This window comes from Pauljensenia sp. 27098_8_83, assembly GCF_041432695.1.
In the GTDB taxonomy this organism is placed as follows: Bacteria; Actinomycetota; Actinomycetes; order Actinomycetales; family Actinomycetaceae; genus Pauljensenia.
Genome location: NZ_JAPWAD010000028.1, coordinates 1 through 24,190, shown reverse-complemented (window position 1 = coordinate 24,190; position 24,190 = coordinate 1). Strand labels below are relative to the sequence as shown.

The 24,190-nt window shown below is 62.1% G+C and carries 17 protein-coding genes; 10 read left to right on the top strand and 7 right to left on the bottom strand.

The features are described from left to right. Genes O3656_RS09345 through O3656_RS09335 form a run of 3 tightly spaced genes read right to left on the bottom strand, consistent with a single transcriptional unit; the run spans position 1 to position 2,851 of the window. Entirely contained in the window at positions 1 to 1,356 is a 1,356-nt protein-coding gene (locus O3656_RS09345) for a hemolysin family protein (RefSeq protein WP_500063748.1), read from the bottom strand. Continuing rightward, positions 1,353 to 1,802 (bottom strand): rRNA maturation RNase YbeY, encoded by a 450-nt coding sequence (gene ybeY, locus O3656_RS09340; RefSeq protein WP_500063746.1) that lies wholly within the window; start codon positions 1,800 to 1,802, stop codon positions 1,353 to 1,355. Before ybeY ends, O3656_RS09345 begins: the two co-directional genes overlap by 4 nt. Further along, positions 1,799 to 2,851 carry a PhoH family protein gene (locus O3656_RS09335; protein WP_500063744.1) on the bottom strand — a complete coding sequence of 351 codons (1,053 nt, stop codon included), beginning with the start codon at positions 2,849 to 2,851 and terminating at the stop codon, positions 1,799 to 1,801. The genes ybeY and O3656_RS09335 overlap by 4 nt, the downstream gene beginning before the upstream one ends. Positions 2,852 to 2,989: 138 nt before the next feature. Here O3656_RS09335 and hrpB point away from each other — a divergent pair, with 138 nt between their 5' ends. Further along, a complete protein-coding gene (gene hrpB, locus O3656_RS09330) occupies positions 2,990 to 5,590 on the top strand; it encodes an ATP-dependent helicase HrpB (RefSeq protein ID WP_500063743.1) in 2,601 nt (866 codons plus the stop codon). A 28-nt stretch (positions 5,591 to 5,618) separates the two neighbouring features. On the opposite strand, the gene O3656_RS09325 is transcribed toward hrpB, so the two are convergent. After that, positions 5,619 to 5,873 carry a type II toxin-antitoxin system Phd/YefM family antitoxin gene (locus O3656_RS09325; RefSeq protein WP_016461314.1) on the bottom strand — a complete coding sequence of 85 codons (255 nt, stop codon included), beginning with the start codon at positions 5,871 to 5,873 and terminating at the stop codon, positions 5,619 to 5,621. A 200-nt stretch (positions 5,874 to 6,073) separates the two neighbouring features. Here O3656_RS09325 and O3656_RS09320 point away from each other — a divergent pair, with 200 nt between their 5' ends. After that, the gene (locus O3656_RS09320; RefSeq protein ID WP_500063742.1) at positions 6,074 to 7,471 is read left to right on the top strand and encodes a dihydrolipoyl dehydrogenase family protein; all 1,398 of its coding nucleotides are present in this window, start codon (positions 6,074 to 6,076) and stop codon (positions 7,469 to 7,471) included. Between the two features lie 272 nt (positions 7,472 to 7,743). Here O3656_RS09320 and O3656_RS09315 read toward each other — a convergent pair whose 3' ends face one another. Further along, positions 7,744 to 10,179 (bottom strand): S8 family peptidase, encoded by a 2,436-nt coding sequence (locus O3656_RS09315; protein WP_500063766.1) that lies wholly within the window; start codon positions 10,177 to 10,179, stop codon positions 7,744 to 7,746. 418 nt (positions 10,180 to 10,597) lie between these two features. Between O3656_RS09315 and cas6 the strand changes: the two genes are divergently transcribed. Genes cas6 through O3656_RS09280 form a run of 7 tightly spaced genes read left to right on the top strand, consistent with a single transcriptional unit; the run spans position 10,598 to position 21,057 of the window. Then, on the top strand, positions 10,598 to 11,401 hold the full coding sequence (gene cas6, locus O3656_RS09310; RefSeq protein ID WP_500063740.1) for a CRISPR system precrRNA processing endoribonuclease RAMP protein Cas6: 804 nt from the start codon (positions 10,598 to 10,600) through the stop codon (positions 11,399 to 11,401). 24 nt (positions 11,402 to 11,425) lie between these two features. Next, positions 11,426 to 12,085, top strand: a complete 660-nt coding sequence (locus O3656_RS09305) for a hypothetical protein (protein WP_500063739.1) — start codon at positions 11,426 to 11,428, stop codon at positions 12,083 to 12,085. Between the two features lie 31 nt (positions 12,086 to 12,116). Beyond that, the gene (locus tag O3656_RS09300; RefSeq protein WP_500063737.1) at positions 12,117 to 14,165 is read left to right on the top strand and encodes a hypothetical protein; all 2,049 of its coding nucleotides are present in this window, start codon (positions 12,117 to 12,119) and stop codon (positions 14,163 to 14,165) included. Beyond that, positions 14,162 to 16,174 (top strand): RAMP superfamily CRISPR-associated protein, encoded by a 2,013-nt coding sequence (locus O3656_RS09295; protein ID WP_500063736.1) that lies wholly within the window; start codon positions 14,162 to 14,164, stop codon positions 16,172 to 16,174. The genes O3656_RS09300 and O3656_RS09295 overlap by 4 nt, the downstream gene beginning before the upstream one ends. Beyond that, positions 16,171 to 18,075 (top strand): RAMP superfamily CRISPR-associated protein, encoded by a 1,905-nt coding sequence (locus O3656_RS09290; RefSeq protein WP_500063735.1) that lies wholly within the window; start codon positions 16,171 to 16,173, stop codon positions 18,073 to 18,075. Before O3656_RS09295 ends, O3656_RS09290 begins: the two co-directional genes overlap by 4 nt. After that, positions 18,068 to 18,694 (top strand): hypothetical protein, encoded by a 627-nt coding sequence (locus tag O3656_RS09285; RefSeq protein ID WP_500063734.1) that lies wholly within the window; start codon positions 18,068 to 18,070, stop codon positions 18,692 to 18,694. The genes O3656_RS09290 and O3656_RS09285 overlap by 8 nt, the downstream gene beginning before the upstream one ends. Next, positions 18,691 to 21,057: a hypothetical protein gene (locus tag O3656_RS09280; RefSeq protein WP_500063733.1), complete on the top strand. Its 2,367-nt coding sequence runs from the start codon at positions 18,691 to 18,693 to the stop codon at positions 21,055 to 21,057. Before O3656_RS09285 ends, O3656_RS09280 begins: the two co-directional genes overlap by 4 nt. 7 nt (positions 21,058 to 21,064) lie before the next feature. On the opposite strand, the gene cas2 is transcribed toward O3656_RS09280, so the two are convergent. Together cas2 and cas1 are read right to left on the bottom strand one after the other, a co-directional pair. Then, positions 21,065 to 21,343 carry a CRISPR-associated endonuclease Cas2 gene (gene cas2, locus O3656_RS09275; protein ID WP_500063732.1) on the bottom strand — a complete coding sequence of 93 codons (279 nt, stop codon included), beginning with the start codon at positions 21,341 to 21,343 and terminating at the stop codon, positions 21,065 to 21,067. Continuing rightward, positions 21,340 to 21,879, bottom strand: a complete 540-nt coding sequence (gene cas1, locus O3656_RS09270) for a CRISPR-associated endonuclease Cas1 (protein ID WP_500063730.1) — start codon at positions 21,877 to 21,879, stop codon at positions 21,340 to 21,342. Before cas1 ends, cas2 begins: the two co-directional genes overlap by 4 nt. Here cas1 and O3656_RS09265 point away from each other — a divergent pair. After that, positions 21,878 to 22,045, top strand: a complete 168-nt coding sequence (locus tag O3656_RS09265; protein WP_500063728.1) for a hypothetical protein — start codon at positions 21,878 to 21,880, stop codon at positions 22,043 to 22,045. The genes cas1 and O3656_RS09265 overlap by 2 nt on opposite strands. Positions 22,046 to 24,190 lie beyond the last annotated feature (2,145 nt).

The window sequence follows — 24,190 nt, the reverse complement described above, 5'->3', positions numbered from 1 at the left end:
TCAGTTGTCCTTGTCGTCGGCGGGGTTGTGGTCGGGGGTCAGGGGCTGCGCGTCGGGGTCGAGGCGGCACAGGATCGTGGAAACCTGGCGGCGGCGTCCGCGCGCCTCTTCGGCGGTCATCATGACGCCAGCGAGGGTGCCGGTCGCGCCGGGCAGGGGGACCTTACCGATGGCCTTGGCGAGCAGACCACCGACGGAGTCGACGTCCTCGTCCTCGATCTCGCGGTCGAGGAGCTCGCCCAGTTCGGAGATCGGGTAACGCGCGGGCACGCGCCACACGCCCGGCTCGACTTCTTCGGGTTCGATGGCGTGGCGGTCGTGCTCGTCGGTCAGCTCGCCGACGACCTCCTCGAGGATGTCCTCGAGCGTGACCAGGCCAGCGACACCGCCGTACTCGTCGATGACGATCGCCATGTGGAAGCGCTCGGCCTGCATCTGGCGCAGCATGTCGTCCGCAGGCTTCATTTCGACGGCGTATTCGGCGGGGCGCATCATCTGCTCGGCGCGCATGTCCAGCTGTCCGCCCGTGGCCTCCCAGCGCGAGACGAGGTCCTTGAAGAACAGGATGCCGCGGATGTCGTCTACGTCGTCGCCGACGACGGGCACGCGCGAGAATCCGGAGCGCACGAAGAGGCGCAGCGCGGAGGGGGCAAGCGTGTCGGCGTCGATAGTCACCATGTCGGTGCGCGGCACCATGACCTCGCGCACGAGCGTGTGCCCCAGGTCGAGGACGGAGCGGACCATGTCGCGGTCCTCTTCCTCAAAGCTCTCGGGTTCGCCGACCTCGTCGACGATCTCGCGCAGGTCGGAGATGAGCTCGGCGCGCGCCTGGGCCTCGGTGGGTTCTGGCGCGGGACGAGAGGAGCGCACGCGGGTCAGCAGCGGGTCCGCGAGGTGACTCAGGCGCGCGAGACGGTCAGCCAGCCTGGTACCAACGAGGGCGATGCCTTCGGGGTTGCGCGCACCCCACTGGGCGGGCAGGAAGGAGACGAAGACCAGCTGGATGGCTGCGATCACGCTGACGGCGATGAGGGCGACGGCCCACCACGGCAGGTGTGTGCCAACCAGGACGATCGTGCCCATGACCGCGTAGACGACCTGCCAGAACGTACGGAAAGCACGCAGCGACAGCAGGGTGCGCCGACGGCGATCCACGAGCCCATAGAGGACGCGCGCGTGCCTGCGCTCTTCCTCGATGAGGTCCTCGACGCCGGCCAGGGTCAGGCGTTGAATGGCCTGCTCGACGCTCTGCGCGAAGGACGCCGAGGCCAGGGCGATGACGGCGAGGATCAGAAGCGCGACGGAGGGCACGTCCAGCGGTGACGAGGCCGGGGACGCTTCAAGGGGAAGGATCATCGGGTGGCCAGGAAGGTCAGCAGGAGCTTGCGCTGGAGCGAGAACATTACCTCGCGCTCCGCGTCGGTCGCGTGATCGTATCCCAGGAGGTGCAGCATGCCGTGCGTGGCCAGGAGCAGCATCTCCTCGGCGGCGCTGTGGCCGGACTCGGCGGCCTGGCGCGCGGCGACCTTGGGGCAGATGCAGATGTCGCCGAGCATGCCGGGAGGCGTGGGGTGATCCGCCGTGCCGGGGCGCAGTTCGTCCATGGGGAAGCTCATGACGTCGGTCGGGCCGGGCAGGTCCAGCCAGCGCACGTGCAGGTCCTCCATCGGCTCGGGCTCGATGAAGATGATGTTGACTTCCGCGTCGGAGCTGACGTGCATCTGGTCGAGCACGTAGTCGGCCAGCGCGGAAAACTCGGCTTCGTTGATCTCGTAGTCGGTCTCGTTGATGACCTCGGTCATGACGTGTACTCCCTGCGTGCGGTGTTGTGGCTGCGCGTGCGTGCGCGACGCGCGGCGTTTCGATCATCGAAGCGCTGGTAGGCATCAATGATTGCGCCGACCAGCTCGTGGCGCACGACGTCGGCGCTGGTCAGGTGGCAGAACTCGATGTCGTCGATGTCGCCGAGGATGTTTTCGACGACAGACAGGCCCGAGGTCTGACTGCCCGGCAGGTCGACCTGCGAGGCGTCGCCCGTGACGACGACCTTGGAGCCAAAACCGAGGCGCGTGAGGAACATCTTCATCTGTCCGACCGTGGTGTTTTGGGCCTCGTCCAGGATGATGAAGGAGTCGTTGAGGGTGCGTCCACGCATGTAGGCCAGGGGCGCGACCTCAATGGTTCCGGCGGCCATGAGCTTGGGCAGGGCCTCGGGGTCGAGCATGTCGCCGAGGGCGTCGTAGAGGGGGCGCAGGTATGGGTCGATCTTGTCGGTGAGGGAGCCGGGCAGGAAGCCGAGGTTCTCCCCCGCCTCGACGGCCGGGCGGGTCAGCACGATGCGGCGCACCTCACCGGAGAGGAGGCGGCGAACGGCCTGGGCCATCGCCAGGTAGGTCTTACCCGTGCCCGCGGGGCCGATGCCGAAGACGACGGTTGCGCGGTCGATGGCGTCCGTGTAGGCCTTCTGGCCGGGGGTCTTGGGACGGATCGAGCGCCCGCGCGCGGAGAGGATTTCTTCGGTGGGGGCCTCGCCGGAGGTCAGGCGTCCGAGCAGCCCGATGGCCTGCTCGACGGCGGCCGCGTCCAGGGCGGTTCCGCGCCGGGCCATGCCGATGAGCTCTTCGAGGAGGCCCGCGGCCACGTCGATGTCGGCCTGGGTGCCTGCCAGGGAGATTTCGCGCCCGGTGACGAGGAAGCGGACGTGCGGGAATCCGCGTTCGAGGGCGCGCAGAACCTGATCTGCGACGCCGAGGACCACGATCGGGTCCATGTCTGCGGGGATGGTGACGCGCCCCGTGGTGTGTGCGAGGGTGGCCGCCGCGAGCGCCGGCGCTGTGTTCTCCGTAGTCATACTGCTTCCATTCTACGCTGGAGCGCCCCTCCACAGGCTTCACGTTGCCCTCTCACGCAGTGACCCCGGACGCATCGGCACAGAGAGACGACTCTTCCCCGGATGCGTGCGCGCCCCAAGAACACGCACAATGAATCTATGCCCACCCTCGAAGAACTCGTTTCGCACCCGCCGCAGCTGCCGGTCACGCGCGCCCTGGGTGACATTGCGGCGGCGACGCGGCCGGGCGGGTGCGCGGTGATCACGGCGCCTCCGGGCACGGGTAAGACAACGCTGCTGCCGCCCGCGGTGGCGGTGGCGCTGGCGAGCCACGACGCGTCGGCGGGGCGGGTTCTCGTCACCCAGCCGCGCAGGGTGGCCGCGCGGGCGGCCGCGCGCCGGATCGCGCGTCTGCTCGGCGAGGAGGTCGGCGGCCAGGTCGGCTATTCGGTGCGCGGGGATTCGCGCGTCAGCGAACGTACGCGCGTGGAGATGGTGACGCCGGGCGTGGCGCTGCGTCGGCTGCAGCGCGACCCGGAGCTGCCCGGGGTGTCGGCGCTGATCGTGGATGAGTTCCACGAGCGCGACCTGGACACGGACCTGGCGCTGGCGTTTGCACTGGATGCCCGCTCGGCGCTGCGCGACGACCTGTTCGTGGCCCTCACCTCGGCCACGCTCGAGGCCTCGCGCACGGTTGATTTCCTGCGCACGTCGACGGGCGAGGAGCCCGCGCTCGTTGATATTCCGGGGGATATTTTTCCGCTGGAGCTGCGCTATGCTCCCCCTCCGCGCGGCGTCGAGGCCGTGGGTGCGATCGGGAACGAGCGGGTGGGCGTGCGCCGCGAGTACCTGGCGCACGTGGCGCGCACGGTCGAGGAGACCGTCGCCGCCACCGATGGCTCGGTCCTCGTGTTCTTGCCGGGCGTGGGCGAGATCGAGACCGTACGCAGCAACCTGCACCTGGGCGACGTCCCGGTCCTGACGCTGCACGGACAGCTCAGCGCCGCCGAGCAGGACCGTGCACTCTCCCCCGCTTCCGGACGCCGCGTCATCCTCTCCACGTCGATCGCGGAGTCCTCGCTGACCGTGCCGGGCGTGTCCGTCGTCGTGGACGCGGGTCTGGCGCGCGAGCCGCGCTTCGACGCGGGGCGCTCCCTCTCATCTCTCGTGACAGTCCCTGCCGCGCTCGCGCGCCTCGAGCAGCGTGCGGGACGCGCGGCGCGTACCGGCCCCGGCGTCGCCGTGCGCGTCATGGATGCGGTGGACGTGGCACGCAGGCCCGCGCAGTCCGCGCCGGGCATCGCCACGCAGGACCTGACGGACGCGCGGCTCCAGGTGGCCGCGTGGGGCACGCCGGTGGAGGAACTGGCCCTGCTCGACGCTCCACCCGCGGGCACGTGGGAGGCCGCCGGGCAGCGCCTGTCCTCCCTGGGCGCCATCGACGAGGCCGGGGCCGCCACCGCTCTCGGCCGCACGCTGGCGTCGCTGCCGTTGGACCCGCCCTTGGGCAGGGCCCTCCTGGCGTCGAGCGCGCTCCTGGGGGCGTCGAAGGCGGCGCGTTTCGTGGCCCTCCTGTCGGAGGACGTGCGCGTTCCGGGGGCTGACCTGGGTGCGTGGGAGCGTCGGCTGGGTCGCGGTGGCGCCAGCGGCGCTTCAGGTGCGCACGCTCAGGCGGCTCGGGTGAAGGAGACGCAGGCGCGCCTGGAGCGCCTGGCGAAGCGCCTGCCGAATTCTTCCGTGATAGACGCGCTTGCCCCGGCACCTGCGCGCCAGGACGCGCACGCGCGTACCCGCGAGGACGAGTTGGCGCTGACATGCGCGCTGGCGTACCCGGAGTGGATTGCGCGTCGCCGCCCGGGGTCGATGGCCTACATCTTGGCGGGGGGCGTGGGTGCGGAGCTGCCGCAGGGCTCTCCTCTGGAGGGTCAGGAGTGGCTGGCGGTCGCGTCGATCGACCGCGCTCCGGCCTCGCGCCACGCGCGCATTCTCGCGGCTGTCCCCCTGTCGGAGGAGGACGCGTTGGCGGCGGGCGCGGCTCTGCTCGCCACCCGCACGCAGGCGTCGATCGAGAACGGGGCACTGCGAGCCACGCGCACGCGCACCCTCGGGGCGATCCCCCTGAAGGCCGCCCCGGCCTCGTCCCTGAGCGAGGAGGAAGCGACCGCGCTGGTCGCCGAGCACCTGGCCGCCCACGGGCTGGGCGATCTGGGCTGGGGGAAGGAGGCCTCGTCCCTGCGCGAGCGCATGCGCGTGCTCCACGAGGTGCTGGGCAAACCGTGGCCGGACGTGTCGGATGAGGCCCTCGCGGGCAGTGCGGATCAGTGGCTCCTCCCCTGGGCGAAGCGCATCGCGAACGGCGCTTCATTAAACAAGGTGTCGATGCTCGACGCGCTGCGCTCGATGCTGCCGTGGCCACAGGCTGCGCGCCTTGATGAGCTGGCGCCGGAGAAGATGCCGATCCCGTCGGGTGGCACCCGACCGATCGATTGGAGCGGCGCGCACCCTGTGCTCACGCTGCGCGTCCAGCAGGCCTTCGGGTGGACGGACACGCCCCGACTGGTGGACGGGCGCGTACCTCTCGTGCTGCATCTGACGGATCCGGCGGGGCGCCCCGCGGCGGTCACCTCTGACCTGACGTCGTTTTGGGCGGGGCCGTATCGGGACGTGCGCGCGCAACTACGCGGGCGCTACCCGAAGCACCCGTGGCCCGAGGACCCGCTGCACGCGGAGCCCACGAACCGCGCCAAGCGCCGGGGGTAGCGCTCTCGCACTCCCCCGCGCCGGGCGTTTACTCGTCGAGTTTGCCGACGACTCCCCGCCCGTCGGGCAGGTTTTTGGACGGCATCTGGTAGGCGTCAAGGTCCGCCATGGCGGGACGCTCGAGGCCAAGTTCGCGCAGCTGCGCGTAGGTCGACATGCGCACGGGGCCCAGCTCGGCGACGGGCTGGCCTTCCTCTGTGAGCGTGACGACTTCGCCGGATGAGGCGCGCGCCAGAGCGGCACCCACATCCTCTTTGAAATCACCAATTTCTAGAGCCCTCATGCACCCTATCTAAGCATGCCGACGGGGGTTTGAACGAACGGCACGATCACTATGTGACCCTTCACTTCATTACACCCGCCAAACGAGAGTCAGTTTGCCGTTGCAACGTGATAATGCACACCTATCGATTGCTCACCTGCCGGAATAGAAGCCCGCGCGGTGCGTTGAGATAGGTAACCCTGAACTACCCAAGGAGAAACATGTCCACGAACGCAATCGAAAACGTCGACCTGCTGGTCGTCGGCGGCGGCAAGGCCGGAAAGTCCCTCGCGATGGAGCGCGCGAAGGCGGGCTGGAAGGTCGCCATGGTGGAGCGCCGTTTCATCGGCGGTACCTGCATTAACGTCGCGTGCATCCCGACGAAGTCGCTGGTCAACTCGGCTCGTCGCCTGAGCGATGCGCGCTCGGACGAGGCGTTCGGCATCGTCGGCACCGAGGGTGCGCGCGTGGACCTGGCCAAGCTCCGCGCTCACAAGGAGGGCATCGTCGGTGCGATGGTCGGCGCGCACGAGAAGATGTTCGCGGCCCCCGGTCTGGACTTCATCCGTGGCGAGGCTCGTTTCACGGGCGAGCGCACGGTGACCGTTGCCCTTGAGGACGGCGGCGAGCGCACGATTCGCGGCGAGCGCGTCCTCATCAACCTGGGCTCGCGTCCGGCGCGCCCCGCGATCCCCGGCCTGTGGGAGTCCGGCGCCTGGACGAACGAGGAGATCCTGCGCCTCGAGGAGCTGCCCTCCTCGCTGGCGATCATCGGTGCCAGCTATATCGGCGTGGAGTTCGCGTCGATGATGGCGACTTTCGGCGTCGACGTCACGCTCATTTCCTCGGGCGATCACGTGCTGCCGCGCGAGGACGAGGACGCCGCCCGCGTCGTCGAGGCTGGCCTCACGTCCGCCGGTGTGCGCATCGTGCCGGGCCGCGCCGAGTCGGCCTCGCGCGAGGGCAACACGACGACCCTGACGCTCTCCGATGGCTCGACGGTGTCCGCCGAGGCGGTCCTGGTGGCCGTGGGTCGCGTTCCCAACACGGACGGCATCGGCCTGGACGAGGCCGGGGTTGAGCTCACCGATCGCGGTTTCATCGCGGTGGACGAGCACCTGCGTACCTCCGCGCAGGGCGTGTGGGCGGCCGGCGACTGCGCGGGCACCCCCATGTTCACGCACGCATCCTGGTCGGACTTCCGCATCATCCGCGCGCAGCTGACCGGCGCGTCCCTGGACGATCCGACGACCACCACGAAGGGCCGCACGATCCCCTACGCCGTGTTCGCCACCCCCGAGCTGGCCCGCATCGGCCTGTCCGAGGGCGAGGCGCGCGAGGCCGGCCTCGACGTGCGTATCGCGAAGATTCCCACGGCCGCGATTCCGCGCGCCAAGACGATGCGCTACGCGGGCGAGGGTTTCTGGAAGGCCGTCGTGGATGCGAACACGCACCAGATTCTGGGCGCGACGCTGATCGGTCCGAACGTCTCCGAGGTCATCACCTCCGTGCAGGTCGCGATGGCCGGCGGCTTGACCTACGAGCAGCTGCGCTTCCTGCCGGTCGCGCACCCGACCATGGGCGAGGGCCTGCAGGTCCTCTTCGACTCCTTGGGGTGACCCCCATCGCGTCTCCAGGGCACGACGAGGGGGCGCGCCCGGATCTCTCCCGGGACCTGTGAGAGACAAGGGGGCGGGTCCGAACATGATTGTTCGGACCCGCCCCTCGTGTATTCAGTTGCGCTGAGCTGTTGGCGCTGCACGTGTGGCACTCTTGGCGTCCGGTGCGCTCGGCGTCAAGTGCGCTGCGCGTCAAGTGCGCTCGGCGTCAGGTGCGCTCAGCGCGGGGATCGAGGCCGGAGTGACCTAGCCCCGGCCTCGTCCCCGCCTGTTCAGCCGAGCCAGGCGCCGGAGGGCGCGAAGTGGTAGCGCGTGCCGTCGATGGTGACCCAGCCGGTCACCATCTTGCCGGAGGCATCGAGGTAGTACCAGGTGCCGCCGTCGTTGACCCAGCCGATCGCCATCGCGCCGCTGCCGGTGAGGTAGTACCACTTGCCGTTCACGGCGGTCCAGCCGGTGGCCATGGAGCCGTTGCCGTTCAGGTAGTACCAGGAGCCGTCAACGTTGGCCCAGCCGGTGGCCATCGCGCCCGAGGCGTTCAGGTAGTACCAGGTGCCGCCGTCGTTGACCCAGCCGGTCGCCATGGCGCCGGTCGTGGGATCGAGGTAGTACCAGGTGCCGTTCGCGTTGGCCCACCCCTTGGCCATGCGGCCCGACGGGGTCATCCAGTGCCACGCGCCGTCGAAGGTGACCCAGCCGGTCGCCATCACGGCATCGCCGTTGAAGTAGTAGGTGTCGCCATCGATGGTGACGTACTTGCTGCGGGCGCAGTAGCCGTCGGCGTAGCAGTACTTCCAGCCGTCGGCGGCGTTCACCCAGGAGCCACCGTCGTGCAGGGACTCGTCCACGTGGAAGTGGATCGTGTCCTTGACGTCGTCATCGGCGCGAGAGTCCTTGTTGCGGCCCTCGGCGGACACGGTGACGTCGACGTGCGGGCCGTCGCCGATCAGGTCGGTGGCAGCGTAGGGGCCGGCCACGAGCGTGACCTCGTTACCCGTGAAGGCGCCGGTGCCGGTGCCGGTCACAGGCTCCTTGTCGGCGACCTGGAGAGACGCCGCGGTCACGGGGCCGGTGATCGTCGTGCGCACGTAGACCGTGCCCGACACGCGGGCGTCGGCCAGCGGACGCCAGTCGGTGACACCGTCGTGCGAGTACTCAAGGTTGCCGACGACCGGCTGCGGCTGGTCCTTCAGGACGGCGGCCAGGGCGTTGACGAGGCCAGCGCCGCGGTATTCCTTACCGTCGGTCGGCACGGCGAGGCGGTCGTAGGTGTAACCCGCCTGCTTCTTGAGCAGCGCGATCGTCTCATCGGGGGTGTAGTCCGGGTGGATCTGCTTGATCAGCGCGGCAACGCCCGCGGCGTGCGGGGAAGCCATCGAGGTACCCGACAGGTAACCGAAGGGCGGATCCTTCTTCCAGGTCGGCAGGGTCGACCAGATGCGCGAGCCGGGAGCGGCCACGTCCACGGAGTTCTTGCCGTAGTTGGAGAACTTGGAGCGCTCCAGCGTGGCCGTAGCGGGGTCGGTGCCGGTGGGCAGGGCCAGGGCGGACACGGAGACGACGGAGTCGTTGAGCATGGCGGGCACGTCCACGCCGCCAGCCACGTTGCGCTCAACCGCGGCACCCTCGACGTCGTTGGGCGAGGCCTTGTCGATCGTCGGGTTGTCGTGGTCGTCGTTGTCGTTACCCTCGGCGGCGATGTTGACGACGCCGTGGTTCTTCGCGTAGCGGATCGCGCGCGAGGCAGCCTCAAGGCCTGCGGCCTGGGAGCCCTCGGTGGGCATCCAGAAGGCGTAGGGGTCCATGTAGTAGCTGGAGTTCGTCACGTCGATGTCGTGCTCGGCAGCCCAGTCGAAGGCGCAGGCCACGTACTCCGGGTAGAAGGAGCCGGCCTCGTTCGAGGTCTTGATCGCGACGATAGTGGCGCTGGGGGCCACGCCGTCCACGCCGTACGCGTTGTGCGCGGCGGCAATCGTGCCGGCGACGTGCGTGCCGTGGTAGTGGTCATCCTTCCAGGCGCTCGGGTCCTGGTTGGGGATGCCGTTCATCTGGCAGCCCACCGAACGCGAGGCGTCGAGGTTGTCCTTGAGGTCCTTGTGGTCGGGGTCGATGCCGGTGTCCATGACGCCGACGGTGACCTTCTCGCGGGCCACGTCGACCTGCTGGGCGTCAATCGCGCCAATCGCGGACAGGCCCCAGGCGTTGGCGTCGCCCTCGTCGGGGGTGAAGTCGTTGAGCTGAGAGTCGGCGGACAGGCCGGTCGTGTGCGTGCCGGCGGCGTCGGCGACCGCGTTGGCCTCAGAGGTGGTGTTCTGGGGCTGCTCGGTGCGCACCTCAGAGCCGGTGACCGTCTTGTAGCGGGTGGGGCCGATCGACTGGTAGGAGATGCCCGCGTCGACGAGGTTCTTGCCGAGGGTGGGCGCGAAGGCGGCCTTCACCGACTGGACGAAGAAGGTGTTGAATTCGGGATACTGGGCCAGCACCACGCCGCTTTCCGAGGCCTTGGAGACGGCCGCGTTAAAGTCGTAGCGGGAGGCGTCGGCGGTCAGGTTGACCGCGTAGTTCATGACCTCGTCCTGGGCGCGAGCCTCAGAGGTAATCCCCGGGGTGCCAGCCGCATGCGCGGGGGCTCCGAACGCGGTGAGTGTGACGCCGACAGCGAGCGCCGCACCTCCCGCGATGAGGGTCTTCCATGAGCGTTGATGCATCATTGTTCCTCGTTTCTGTTCTGATGGGGACGCGTCTCCGGGGCTGTCCGGATGGCACGCCGTTGCTCCATCGTCTCAAGGTTTGTCACTAACCTCATAGCGCGTTTCACAATTTAAGAATTCTTGACCTTTTGGTGAAGGAATGGAGAGGTTGGCAGTTTAGTGAGGATCAACGCCTCCCCTCACACCCCTATCCACACACCACCCATCGACCAACTGAAACCAACCCACCAATCAATTAGACAGTTTGAAGAGTCGAAAATACCGAGCGATTAATTTAATTGTCAGAACAAGGAATCTCCGCTATTTATCTTGTATTTTTCGATTTGCCAGACAACTTGACAGTTGTGCATGACCCATCCGAACAGCTATGTTACGGTCGGAGACGACAGTCACACGCGAGTGATCGGAGGCACCGTTGCCAGCATCCGTCTACGTTCGCTTTGACGCGCCCGAGGGAGTGCCAGCGACACCACGAAGGCTCCACGCCGCCCTGTCGGCGGTGCTGGACTTGCCGCCGGGCATCAGCCCCGAAAGGGCCGCACAGTTCCCGACGCTCGCGCACCGGCCGGTTCACGGGTCGGGTGGGGTAAAACCCTATTCTCTCGGCGAGCTGAGCCATTCGGAGTCGACGTTCGGCGTCGAGGTGCGTTTCTTGGACGACCACCTGATTGACACGCTGGACGCGTGGCTGTCATGGGGCGGAGTCATGCGCCTCGGGGCGAGCACCGGCGACGATGCGGTTCTGATCGCATCCGAGGGCCAGATCATCAGCCAAGCCTCATGGGAAGAGCTGGCGGAGCGAGACCAGGACACCGCGTGGGAGATTCGCCTGGTCACGCCAACAACGTTTTCGTCGAAGGGGAATCACGTGCCGAGCCTGTCTCCGGCGACGATTGCGACGAGCTTGCAGCAGCGCTGGTGGGCCTGGAATCGGAGGCTCGCTCCCCCACGGATTGATCGACACGCCATGGCGAGCGTGTTGGCGACCCAGGATTTCACGCGCACGTCGCTCGTTTCACTGGCCATGCCCCGCAATGCAGGCCAGGGCCGCCTGAGCTCCCAGCGCATCCCGGCCCACGAGGGCTACCTGCGCATCAGCGGCATCGAGGGCACCGAAGCAACCCGCATTTTCTCGCGCCTCATGGCGCTATCCGCATACACGAACGTCGGCTCACACACGAGCTACGGCATGGGCGTCATAGACGCTGTGGCCGCATGAACAATACAGATTTGAGGAATTACCATGAGAAACAAACGCTATATAATTGCTCTGAGCATCATCATCGCACTAGCGCTTATAGTTGTCATATTGACTTTTAATTGTGTCAATATTTCTGAGGACCGACGGTGGGTTGACCTGGCACGAACATTCCTATATCCCCTGAGCTGCACTGTCATTGGTTCAGCCATCCTCGCCTACGCAGGACTTGAAATATCAGACAAGGTGCTCGAAAACTACAACGAGCGCCTGTCATACGGCCTTTCCAAACGTGTCATTCAGCTTGTCGGATACCCGGACTTCTCCCACAGACTCCAAGAGGATTTACGCAAATCCGCGCTGATACGGAACAAGATTATTCAGGATCAATCCACCGTCTCTCATGAAGCTGACCTCGTCGTAGTATCACTCGATCTCGACTGGTACATCGGGTCCCGGGACAACCTTGATCAAAATGGCAAGGACAAGCTTAATGGCGCTGAGCAGATGCTCAGACAGGTAATTGGAGAACTTGACGACTCTCAGGCACTCATTGTGCTTACCATCGGAAAGCTTGATGATTCTGCCCAGATCACGGAGGACCTTAAAAAGCGGCGATTCAGCACGATCGTCAATGCGCAGGGTCGGGTCCTCAGCGACATTCATTCCCTCCTGACGACGCTTCCGCCACGCAATGGAGAGTAGGCAGGAACCCGTCATGACAAATTACCTCGTCATGCTGCAGACGAACAGCAATCAGCCCTTCATTTTCTCCTCGCCTCGCCTGCGCGAGCAGATCGGCGCTTCCTTTGAGATTACGTTGCTATCCCATTGGGTGGAGGAACAGGCAAAAGGACTACTCAGCCTTAATGAGCTTCCGAGTTCATTCTGGGTCTCCAACTCATCCGGCAAGGTGATCGTCAGATTCAGAGAAGCTGATGGAGATCCTGAGACTCTAGCCAGACAACTCATCCGAAAAGTCACGCTCCGAGCCCTCACCGATGCCCCAGGCCTCGACGTTACGGGTGTCTTCATTGAAACGTCATCTGGCCCGGTTGATCCGGCGGACCTGGAACGACTCGACCGTGAATTCAGTGAGTACTCGCTGAACCGCCGTCCGGCGCTAGCACGCTTCCCCCAGTTCCCGTTCCTGGAACGCGGCTCAGAGTCCGCTCTTCCTGCATCTGCATCGCTAGGCGATCTGGAGTTCTCCCAGGAGTCCCTGCAGCCGAATAACTTCGACGAGTCCTCCCCCCTATCCCTCCCATCGCGCGTGAAGCGAGCGTTCGCATCGACGTCGCGAAAGCGGCAAGTCGACGATGTACAGGAGCGGCTCGCGAAGCAAGGAATGAAGCTCAAACAAGAACCAGAGCTTGATCCAACCAAGCTGGCGGCTGCATTCCAGGACGGCGAGCAGTCCACGGTCGCCAAGGACATGCTGTCTTCCGTCGGTGTCGTCCACATCGACGGCAACGGCGTTGGCGCGATCATGCGTGATCTAGGTTGCGCTCATCGTGCGGTCCAGAAAATTGGAGTCAGTGCGACATCTGATGAGGAAACCACTGAGGAAAGCGAAGGCTTGCAGTCGTTCATCATGGAGGTCAACCGCAGACTCGACAATGTCGTGAAGGACGCCATCGCACTGTCGTGGTACGACGTTCAAAAACTGACTCCAGATACAGTCGTTCCCATCGTGCCCGTTCTCGTGGGCGGCGATGACGTCACAGTCTACACAGACGGGCGCTACGCAATCCCCTTCGCCGAGGCCTACATCCGCCATTATGAGGAACTCACGAGGAACGACAGCCTTTTATCAGTTCTCGCCATTGTTGCTGGAGGGAAAAAGGCCGACGCACCAGAGCGGGACCACTTCGAAATCGGCGACTACATCATTCAAAACCCCGGCCCGCTCACGGCCTCGGCGGGCGTCGCCATCGTGGGCCGTAACTTCCCGTTCCACATCGCATATGACTTGGCGGAGGGCCTGGTGTCACGAGGGAAGAAGCTCGGCAAGAAGAAGGGGGAAGTCCCCTGTTCGACGATCGACTTCCACGTGCTGCGCGACGCGACTGTCCTTGACCCGGACGAGACGTTGGACGAGTATAAGGGCCGCACGCAGCGCCCCTTCCTGATCGGCCAATATGCACCGGATCGGATCGCAAACACAACCACGACCTCGTCCGAGGAAACACCCACCACGACGTCGCAGACGTTGTCCTCCTGGGCGCGCATCCTTCAAGCGGTCGCGGCTTTCGACGGCATGAAACCGGACGACCCCACGCAGACGACCGGCGATCCATTCCCTCGTGCCCGTGCGAACCGCATTGTCAAACTCCTCGCCGACTATGTCAATGTTCCCAAGGATGATGCAGCGCGATCCAAGTGTCTCGGGTATGTCGTCCTGAAGGGCAACAAAGAAGCGTTCGCGACGCAGGAGCAGATCGACAACGACAAACAAAAGTCAGACGACGCGAAGAGGATAACGAAGCGCTGCGACCACCCGATTTGCGCGATCCGCATCGAATGGAAGGATGCACAGGAGAACGCGCGGGGCACGAAGGCACTCATGAATGCGTTGGGGCCCTTGCCCTCGAAGACGCGCCTCGACGATCCCGACGAGCACACTGAGGATTGCATCGAGCAGGTGCGGTGGCTCCTGGACCTGATCGACCTGTCCGAGAACTTGCCTGACGGGTATATCGCTTGCCGGATAGCCCGAGACGCCGACGGCCAGATAGCTTGCGACGAAGCGTCAGACGCGACCACCGCAGGAGGTACCAAGTGAGCGCTGATACCACGACGAGTAGCATCACCCCCGCAAGCGGTCATGTCACCATCGTGTTCACGTCCGACTGGGGCGTGTCCACGGGCGTTGGCCACGCGGGGCGCACGCACTCAAAAATTGAGCGTTGCGGCGACGACCCGGTCGTGCGCGGCACGGTCATCACGGGTGTTCTGCGCGAGCAGGCAATGCTGGCGGCGCGGGCCCTCGACGGGCCAAAGAAGGGGAATGCGAAGGGGAAGTGGACCAACTTTGCCCTGTGGCTCTTCGGCCAGGACCCCAACAGCGCGCCGGGCTCAACTCCCCACCCGCGTCACGTACTCTTCTCGGACGCCACCCCGGCCTCGGAAATCCCAATCCACGACACGGTGTCCCTGTCCATCGACCCTCAGACGGGGACGGCGCGCGACCAGTTCCTGCGCTTCACGGAGCGCGCGGCGGCCGGCGTCCTCACGGGCACGTTCACACTCATTGACGAGACCGGGGCTGAGCCCTCCGATCCGGCGACGATCGAGGCCGCGCACTTCCTCCTGGGGGTCGCTGGCCTCATGGTCCGAGGCATCGGCTCGGGCCGCAGCGGAGGCGACGGCGAGTGCACGGTCCTCGTGTCAGGCGACGAGGTTGAGGCGCGCGTCGGGCAGTCCACGTCTGCGTTCGTCGCATACGCGTCAGACCAGGCGAAGGTGCTGAGAGGGACTCTTAGGAGCCTGGCACAGGCTTTCACGGAAGACAATGTCAATGCACTCCCCGGCCCTCGGCAGGAGGGCGCACAACACCAGGTCGGGACCGTCGACGGTTCCGCCGCTCTGCACAGCGGCGGACACCACCTGGTCCTCGATCTCACGCTCGACTCCCCCATCGTGTCCTACGAGGTCCCCTTCTCGAACGAAATCCGATCCTTGGACTTCCTGCGCGGAACAGTGCTGCTCCCCTGGCTGCACCGGCTGGTGTCGTCAAAGAAGCACGGAGAGGATGAGGCGGTCATTACCAACGCCGTGACCGGCGGCCACCTGTTTGTCTCGGACGCGCTGCCCGTCATCGAGAAGATTGAGGGACTCCCCGTTCCTCTCACGCTCAAGACGGACAAGACGCCGACCTCGGACTCGCCCATCGCCTTGTACGGCGATTCCTCCGATAATACGGCTGGAATCCCCGTTCGCGGCGGGTACGTGTTCTACGACCCCAAGGGAGGCGACAGCAAGAAGCCTCAGGGCTGGTACGGTACGCCTCCCCTGCGCGGGCGACAGATGACCGCCATCAACCATGAGACGGGCGCGGCCAGCAAGGGCCAACTGGTCCTCGTCGACGCACTGCCCGAAAAGATACGCATGCGCGCGCAAGTCTGGGTGTCGGATGAGCTCTGGAACGCCGCCTCTGTCTCCAATCTTCTCAACGAGCCACGCGTGGCCCGGCTCGGGTCGCGCAAGCTCACGGGCACCTTCGGGTCCGCCCACTGCACGCTGCGTGAAGAGAACGATAATGAGCGGAAGGCACGCAGCCACTTCGGTAACGCTGGAAGCGCGCAGCCCACGGGCGACGCATCCGCCGACGGGACGGCACCCGACGAGGGCACCCCGGCCTCGTCCGACGATCAGACAGTCTCCCTGTGGTTCATCTCCGATGTGATCGCCCGTTCCGCTGAGCTCGGGGCCGGAGGGACCGTCGACGACCTCATTCGCGCATTCAAGCGCGAGGGCGTCGATCTCGGGTCGATAAAGGCCGCTTCAATCCGTCACCGCCGCGCCGACTCCTGGTCACCTGCGGACAACGGGCCGCGCGCGACTCGGCTGGCGATCCAGGCGGGTTCCGTCATCCAGGTGAGCGCCAATGATGAGAACCACGCCAAGCTCCTGGAGCTCGCCCCCTTTGGAGTGGGCGAGCTGACGGCGCAGGGCTACGGCCGTTTCGTCGTCGATCATCCCCTTCTCAGCATCCAATCGATCGAGGTCACGAAAGCAAAGCTCAAGCACTTTGTGTGCGAGGAGACGCCCGAAGGAGGCGAAGAGAAGTGACATTCACACGCTATGAGCTCACTATCCCAGTCGAGCTGACGTCAGAACTCCACATCGGCGGTGTGGACGAGGTCCCCGAGCGCGACGGAGAGGGAACCGTCATCCGCTTCTGCCGCAACGGCCTCGACGAGCCAACCATTCCCGGCCGGTCCATCAGGGGCGCGGTTCGCGCGGCGTGCGACATTGCCCGTCAGGCGCTAAAGGACGCCGGGGATCCCGCAACTCAGGACGGCGAAGCCTTCTCGAAAGAGAATTGGATCTCCCTATGGGGCGATGACACGGACTACACCGGCAAGTCACTCCTCGATCGCCGCCTGCGCAGTGACGATTCCCTGCCGATCAGGCAGAGCGCACTCACCTTCCACGCGGTATCGTTCCCGGATTACAAGGACAGCGATTCCGGAGAATCTCCCTTGCCGAGGCGTCACGGCGTCGGCATCGACCGGACGACCGGGGCCGCCTCGGACGGAGCTCTCTATGAGCATGAGTTCCTTCCCCGCGGCACAAAGTTCGACATTCGCATCACTGCCGAGGGGCGCGACAACGAGCCGATGGGACGCGACCAGTCGGAGGGGATTCCGGGGCCTGCGTCATCCAAAGCTATTGAGTTACTCCTTCACCTCATCCGTTCCCTCTTCAAGAGCGAACCAATTTCGCTGGGTGGACGCACTGGGTCAGGGCAGGGAGCCATCAAGGTCCAAGAGTCCAATGAGGAGCGCCAAGCTTCTGACGATCAATATCTGCGAATAGTCGCCCAGTCGAAGGGGATCGAGGGGAAGGAACCCGTCGATATCGTTGATGCGCTGACGGGTGCACTAACCGAAGGGCCAGAATCGTCTAAGGGCACAGACAGTTCTGCTTGGGTAGGCACGCAGCCCGCACGCATCAAGATCACTTGGTGGTCGCCCACCGGCATTTTCGTCGCCGAGGACGAAAAGCTGACAAAACAGCGCAAGACTGCGAAAGAAGATGAGAATAAGGAGAAGGGTATCAACGAGGAGGTGCACGAGGTCATTTATCCGCTCCGGGACCCATCAGAGGAGTGGGAGAAAGCCCAACTCCTCATACCGGGAACCTCGATTCGTGGTGCACTGCGCTCACGGGCCTCACGCATCGCGCGCACGGTACTCGCTGCTCGCGATGATTTCAAGCCCCTCACCTCGCACGACATCCACGAACAGATCGCCGCGGAGCCGAACCTGGTCCGCTACATGTTCGGCAGCACGGAGTACCGGGGCGCTGTCACCGTTCACGACTGTCTCTCCACTAAGCGTGGGAAACTTATCGAGGTCACGCACAATGCGATTGACCGGTGGACGGGCGGCGTCATCGACGGCGGTCTCTTCACCGAGGCCGTCTACCTGGGCACTCACTGGGAGCCGCTCACGATCGACATTGATCTGCGCCAGCTCCTGAACAACATCGAAACTGAGAAGGGTCCAGAAGACGATGGCAAGACCGTCGGCGCCGACCAAACAGGGATTGGTTCGGAAGATCGCGAGCAGTCGAAGCCTACTCACGCGGACTACGCTCACGCCGCCTACGTGTTGCTCGGGCTGGTACTCGCCGAGTTGTCCGCGGGCACGCTCCCGTTGGGTAGCCGATCGACGCGAGGCCTGGGCCAGGTCGTCGTCTCATCGATCAATGTCCGTGGCTGTACCCGGGATGGCGTCGTGATTCCGGCGAAGACGCTCTCCGGTGGCGAGGCATTGGCGCATCCGGGCACCACTGCGACCAGCCCAGCGCACGATCGCCACGACGTGCAGCGCATGCTTGCAGCGGATGTCCTGCAACATTTGCGGGAGGACTTTGAGGGCGCGAAGAACTGGTCGGAGCGCCTAGAGAACAGCCCCGGAGCCGCACGCACACAATCTGAAGGAATGGGGAACGCCGATGACTGACGAGACTCAGAAAGCAATGCTGGCACACTCACCGATCCTCTTGGATTCTGGTAACGAACCATGGCTGGATAACTTCCTCGAATATGTGCACACTCATTCGGGTGAGGACGTTCAGGGCCTGGCGTTCGCGACCAACGGAACGTGGCCGGTGTTGGGATTCAACAAGCGCTCCTCCACCAAGACGCTGAAGCTCTCTGTCACGCCGATCGATGGGCGAAACTTCGATCCGATGAAGGTCTTCGAACTGCGTATTTGGGTACCTGTAAAACTGCCTAATGAACCCGCCGAGGGCGCCGTTCTGGCTCACGAGTACCGTTGGGTAAACGACGTAGGTGCCATTGAGCTAAGGGTCACCACGGGCACCAGCAGTTCGCAGTCGAGCGGAAATCAGGGGTCTAACGACAGAGGCTGGGTGCACGCGGTGCAGTATCTGCAACACGTTCCTTCTAACAGGAGCACGGCGAATCCCGGCGCAGATTCCACCGATAACCAGCCGAACCAGAGCGGTGAAGGAAACGGGGTCAGCCACATGACGGCACTCGAGTTCATCCAAGAAGAAGATAAGTACGGAAACACGGTCGTAGTCGACCAGCTATTCACAGGAGAGTGGGAACAATGAGCAAGTTTCACCACGCATACAACGGAATTCCAACGGTTAATAGAAACAAATCTGTTCAATTTAAAGATGGCACATTCGATTACGCACCCCTTGACTATATTGCGCCAGACCGCCTATCAGGTTTCATCGATGTCAAAATCGAAACCATGACACCAACTCTTCCTGGTTTCAAGACAAGAGATGGCGCAATAGCAGTACCTTCCGCTTCTGGAAATCCCGATGGAGCAAGATCTATCCATGACGCATTTATTCCAGCAACAGCCCTCAAGGGAATGTTATCCAGCGCATATGAGGCCGTAACAATGTCACGCCTACGCATCTTTGACCAGCAGCACAAGCGCGTGTACTCACACCGACCGCCAGCAAGAAAAGCTCAATCAACCTACCCAGCATTTCTAACACATAATGGAAGCTACTGGGAAATAATATTCCCATTCCAAGAAAACAATATACCAAAGAGTACAGACGACTGGAAGAAGTGGCGCTTCATCGGCTTGATCGATTCTATCGAAGGCGAGGATGGCGATAAGAATATTGAGGACATCAGAACCGAGTTACAGCACCTTACAGAGGTAAGGTATAAACAAGAAGAAAAGGAAATCCAAAATAATGCTACACGTTTAATCGCAACACATGTCCAAACACTCAAAGATGGCAAGCGTCAACCAGCACGAGCACTTGGCAAGAATTTAGAATACACTGACAACCTCCACCTCAGGGGCTTCATCGTTCGCACACGCAACGATGAAAGTCAGCCAATTAACTCAAAACACAAGCGATACGAGTTCATATTTCCATTTGTTGACAGAATTAACAAAAAGAAAGCATATAGAAATAAACTAGACACCGCATTGATAAAAAACTTTCTGTCCACTCTCCACGATTACGCACAGAACTGCCTAAACGAGGCAAAGAGACTCGGCTATACAACTATACAAACACAATCGGAGAAGAGAAAAGAAGCCGCGCAATCAGCGCTTTCAAACACACCAAGACTGATACATGAATTCCTTCAAGGCAAATTATACGAGGGATACCCACTGTCAAAGATTGACATTTCCGACCAGGCGATTGAAGAATACCTCAAAGACTACCTAAACGAAGCACATGCGAAACACGCACCTGGGATCCCTATCTTTATTTCACTTAACAGAGATAACAAGGATAACGATTGGGAAGTAGCCGCAGTACGAATTTCACCAGTTGGGAGAATGATTGGGAAACACTCAGTCTCGGCCTACAAGCTGGCACAAGACCAGGGAATCACACCGGCTAATTCCCTCACCACAATAACTCCAGGTGATTCACTTTGGGGATTCACACCCCAGTCAAACGACGACAACGACAAGCCTAGTGGTGGTCTTCGCGGCAGGATCTTGATCGAGGCCGCACACTTTACAGATAGAAAGCCAAAATCATCAGATCGGACCACTTCCACCGACCTACTCAAAATTCATAACCCACCCCTTTACGTCACTCTATCAAGTCCGAAACCTCAAACTGGCGTTCCATACCTGCGCGACTCCGAAGGACTAGGTCTCGAGGACGCCACTAAAGTACCAACCAAACGAAATCCAGTTCCACGCGATCACACATTCTTATCGCAACAAACTTTAATCCGGAAGGTATATCCCACTCACCGCAATACCATTACAGCAGGAGAGGATCAGGTAGTAGAAAGTACCGGGAAATCCTCTACGACCTCATCAATCGCATCATGGATAGAACCTGAGGCAATATTCCGTACGAGAATTCACTTCATCAATCTTTCAGAGAAAGAACTTGCAGTTCTCCTTTGGCTTCTTAAGCCAAGTTCGTTTGCAAAACGGAAGCCTAAACTCAAAGAAGGCTACCACCACATTGGATTGGGGAAGCCTCTCGGCATGGGGACAGTCCGAGTTGAAGCTACAGCATGCCAGTTTCTCAGGGGACAAGACTTAATCACACAGTACAGTCAATTAGATGGAGTGTTCGGACACTTCGATCATCACCTATTCAAAAACGGTCAGGTTAAAACGAAGAGAAATATCGACATCGATAGTCACATCAATGCATACCTCCCTGAATCATTTAGGGAATCCCTTCCTGTTAAGAGCTTTTGCGTCCAAGCCCGAGGTTGGAATGACAACGTGCCAGTTTCTTATCCAGTCGAGCCAACAGAATCATCTGATTCATCTTCTCCAGCCAACAACGCCACACTCAACTGGTTCAAGAAACGCGAAGATAATCGAGTAAAACTAGCATCGCTATACGAGGACGGTAGTTCCCAATCGGCCGCCACACAGGATAAGTTTTACGAGCAAGTAGAAGCCGAGGAAAAGAAGTTTGGCCCATTTTCGTTCGAAATTCTTGCCCGCGAGTAGCACTTCATTACACTCCCCGGCACAACCCCACATCGTCCAGCGCTATGGCTGCGCCGAGTATGTCGGCGTGGTCGGTGCATGATGAGCAGATGGGGTAGATGTGGATGACGTCGTCGCCCTCTGAAATGAGGGCGGCAAGCCGAGAACGCACGCGTGCCAGCGTGGCGCTATCAAGGCGAAGCTGGAACACGGTTTCTTGGATGCGGTAGCCCCCGGATTCCAGCGTTTTGGCGACGCGGAGCCGCCGCTTATTGTCGGCGATGTCGGAGGCGATGATATAGATCATCGCCAGGCGACCCCGCTCCACGGGTAGTCGGGTTCGGCGATGGAGCGCGCCAGCATCTGCGCGGAGTGGGCGATGTGTCTGCGCCACGACCCCGAGTATCCGGGGAGGGCACCGGTGACGGATCGCTGGCAGGCGGCCTCGTACGCGCCGACGAGGATTTTCTTGCCGTCGGCTCCCAGCCACACTCCCCCGGCCTCGGCCTCGATGACGCCGTGTTCGGGCCGGAGTTGGCGCGTGCGCAGGAGTGCCGTGACGGTTTGGTCGACCAGAAGTGGGCGGAACTGTTCCATGAGGTCCAGCGCCAGGCTGGGCCGCTTGTCGGTGGGCGCGAGCGCGATGCCGAGTGACGGTTCGAGCCCGGCGGCGTGCAGCGCGCCGACGCATTCGGACAGGAGGATCGCGTACCCGTAGGACAGCGCGGCGTTGGGCAGGTCGCGGGGTGGGCGTCGGCTGCGCCCGTCGAAGGTGACGTCGGCGGGCACGCACGCGCAGAGGGCGTCGAAGTAGGCGTTGGAACACACGCCTTCGATGCCCATGACTTCATCGAGTGTGCGCGCGCCTGTCACGGTCAAACAGGGCCACGTCGCCGAGGACGCGCGTGATTGGGTCGATATCCGAGGCCTAGGCGAGTTCGTCAACCGAGTGGGCGTCGGTATCGGTCAGAGCCAACGCCGAAAGGCCCGCTCGGACCACGAGGCTTAGGGCGCCTAGGCGGACAGCCGCTCGCACGAGGCGGTGTTTGCCATGGTCATAGTCGTCAGCGCCTCCCCTACAAACCTGATATTCTGAACTCGGAATTGCTGGTCGGAGGATTGCTTTTCTTCAACTGGCAATCCCGCATAGCATCTGCTCCGGCAACAGAAGACGCGGCATGTCTGACGGAAGTCGGAAATCTCTGAGCGCCACAAGGCGTATTAAGACAACTGGATGGGCTTGTCGCCGTCCCCCAGTTCATCCTTGTCAGAAAGCACCGAGTACTATAACGCGCATTAAGACACCGGAGGCTCCGAAGGCTTCGGTTCCGGGCTCACAGTCAGAAACCACCGAGCGCCATAATGTGCATTAAGACTCCATGAGGTACTTGTACTGGTTGAAATCCTGATCAAGTCAGAAAGACCAAGCACCATCAGGTGCATTAATACTAGGTTGCTACCCACATAGCGAACGTATCGTTAGGCTGTCAGAAAGCACCGAGCGCCGTAAGGTGTATTAAGACAGGTAAATGAACTCGAACACCGAGTTATCCTACACCTTCTGCTAAAAGCACCGATCGCCAAAACGTACAGTAAGGCATGATCAATGCCGGAATTTCCGGCAAAGCCAGTTTAACCGGTCAGAAAGCACCGATCGCCAAAAGGTGCATTAAGACGGAGCGTGCTTGACAACGACACGTGCAACATTATGGAAGTCATAAAGCACCGAGCGCCAAAAGGCGCATTAAGACCGAAGAGTGATCGTTTCCTTACGAAGCGCCTCAAGCTCCTCATAAAGCACCGAGCACCAAAAGGTGCATTAAGACCCGACGCCGGAACCACATCAGACTCATCAGGCCGCAAATCATAAAGCACCGAGCACCAAAAGGTGCATTAAGACAATGATGCGACGGGCTTACCGGACTGGGTGTAGCGGAGTCAGAAAGCACCGAGCGCCAAAAGGTGCATTAAGACTTGGTGGTCTGAGAGTATCCCTGCCACCCATTATAGAGTCAGAAAGCACCGAGTGCCATAAGGTGCATTAAGACTTGACGGAGTACTTGTCTCCGTAACGACCGCCAATCTCAGTCAGAAAGCACCAAGCGCCAAAAGGTGCATTAAGACAGGGCGCGTGCCTCTTCGTCAGTGAGAGTCTGGGTGAGTCAGAAAGCACCGAGCGCCAAACGGTGCATTAAGACAGGTGGGTGCCTTCATCGGGCTTCAGAGATGCGTCGAGTCAGTAAGCACCGAGCACCAAAAGGTGCATTAAGACATGAAAAGCGACTCGCTGTCCTTCCATTCGCCAGAGATCAGAAAGCACCGAGCGCCAGAAGGTGTATTAAGACGGGGTAACCGGCTTCTCCGGCTCCGGCTCAACCGGGAAGAGTGCGCCCAGCACCAAACGGTGCATTAAGGCAATGGTACGGTGAACTGGATGGGCGTATCGCCGTCTCCAGTCGGAACTATCGAGCGCCATAAGGTGCATTAAGACGGGTTGCCCACATGCAATCAATATCCAGACCCGTCGGAGCGTTAGAAGGCGCCGAGCGTCACAAGGCGCATTAAGACTACACAACCGGATCAAGCACCTGCTGGAAGCCGTACCACGTCAGAAAGCGCCGAGCACCATAAGATGTATTAAGACAGCTAATTTGCTTTTGCCGGCAATTAGCATCCTCTGCCCCGTCAGCAAATACCGAGCGTCACAAGGTGCATTATGACTCGCGCTCACATAGCGGAGTCTGGTTGATGACGTGCTCGATGTTAGAACGCACCGAGAGCCACAAGGTGCATTTAGACATTGATCCTGACCTTCCTTGAGGTGAGGAACCTGTCAAGTTAGAGAGCGCCGAGCGCCAAAAGGTGCATTTAGACACGTAAGCGTTGGGATGTTCATCCGTAGGCTGCTTTGTGTTAGAAAGCACTGAGCACCCGAAAACTTCGCATGCAAATCCCTTAGCTCAAACTTCAACGAACGGCGAAAACTACGACATCTCAGCGGTGCAGCTTCAAGTCTTGAGGGAGTGGAAGCCGAATTGCATGCGACATTTTCAAACACCCTCCGAGATTAGCGCCATAAGGTGCATTAAGACGCCGCAACCTGGGCTTCGAGATCCTTGACGCGCACGTCGCTAGAAAGCACCGAGCGCCATAA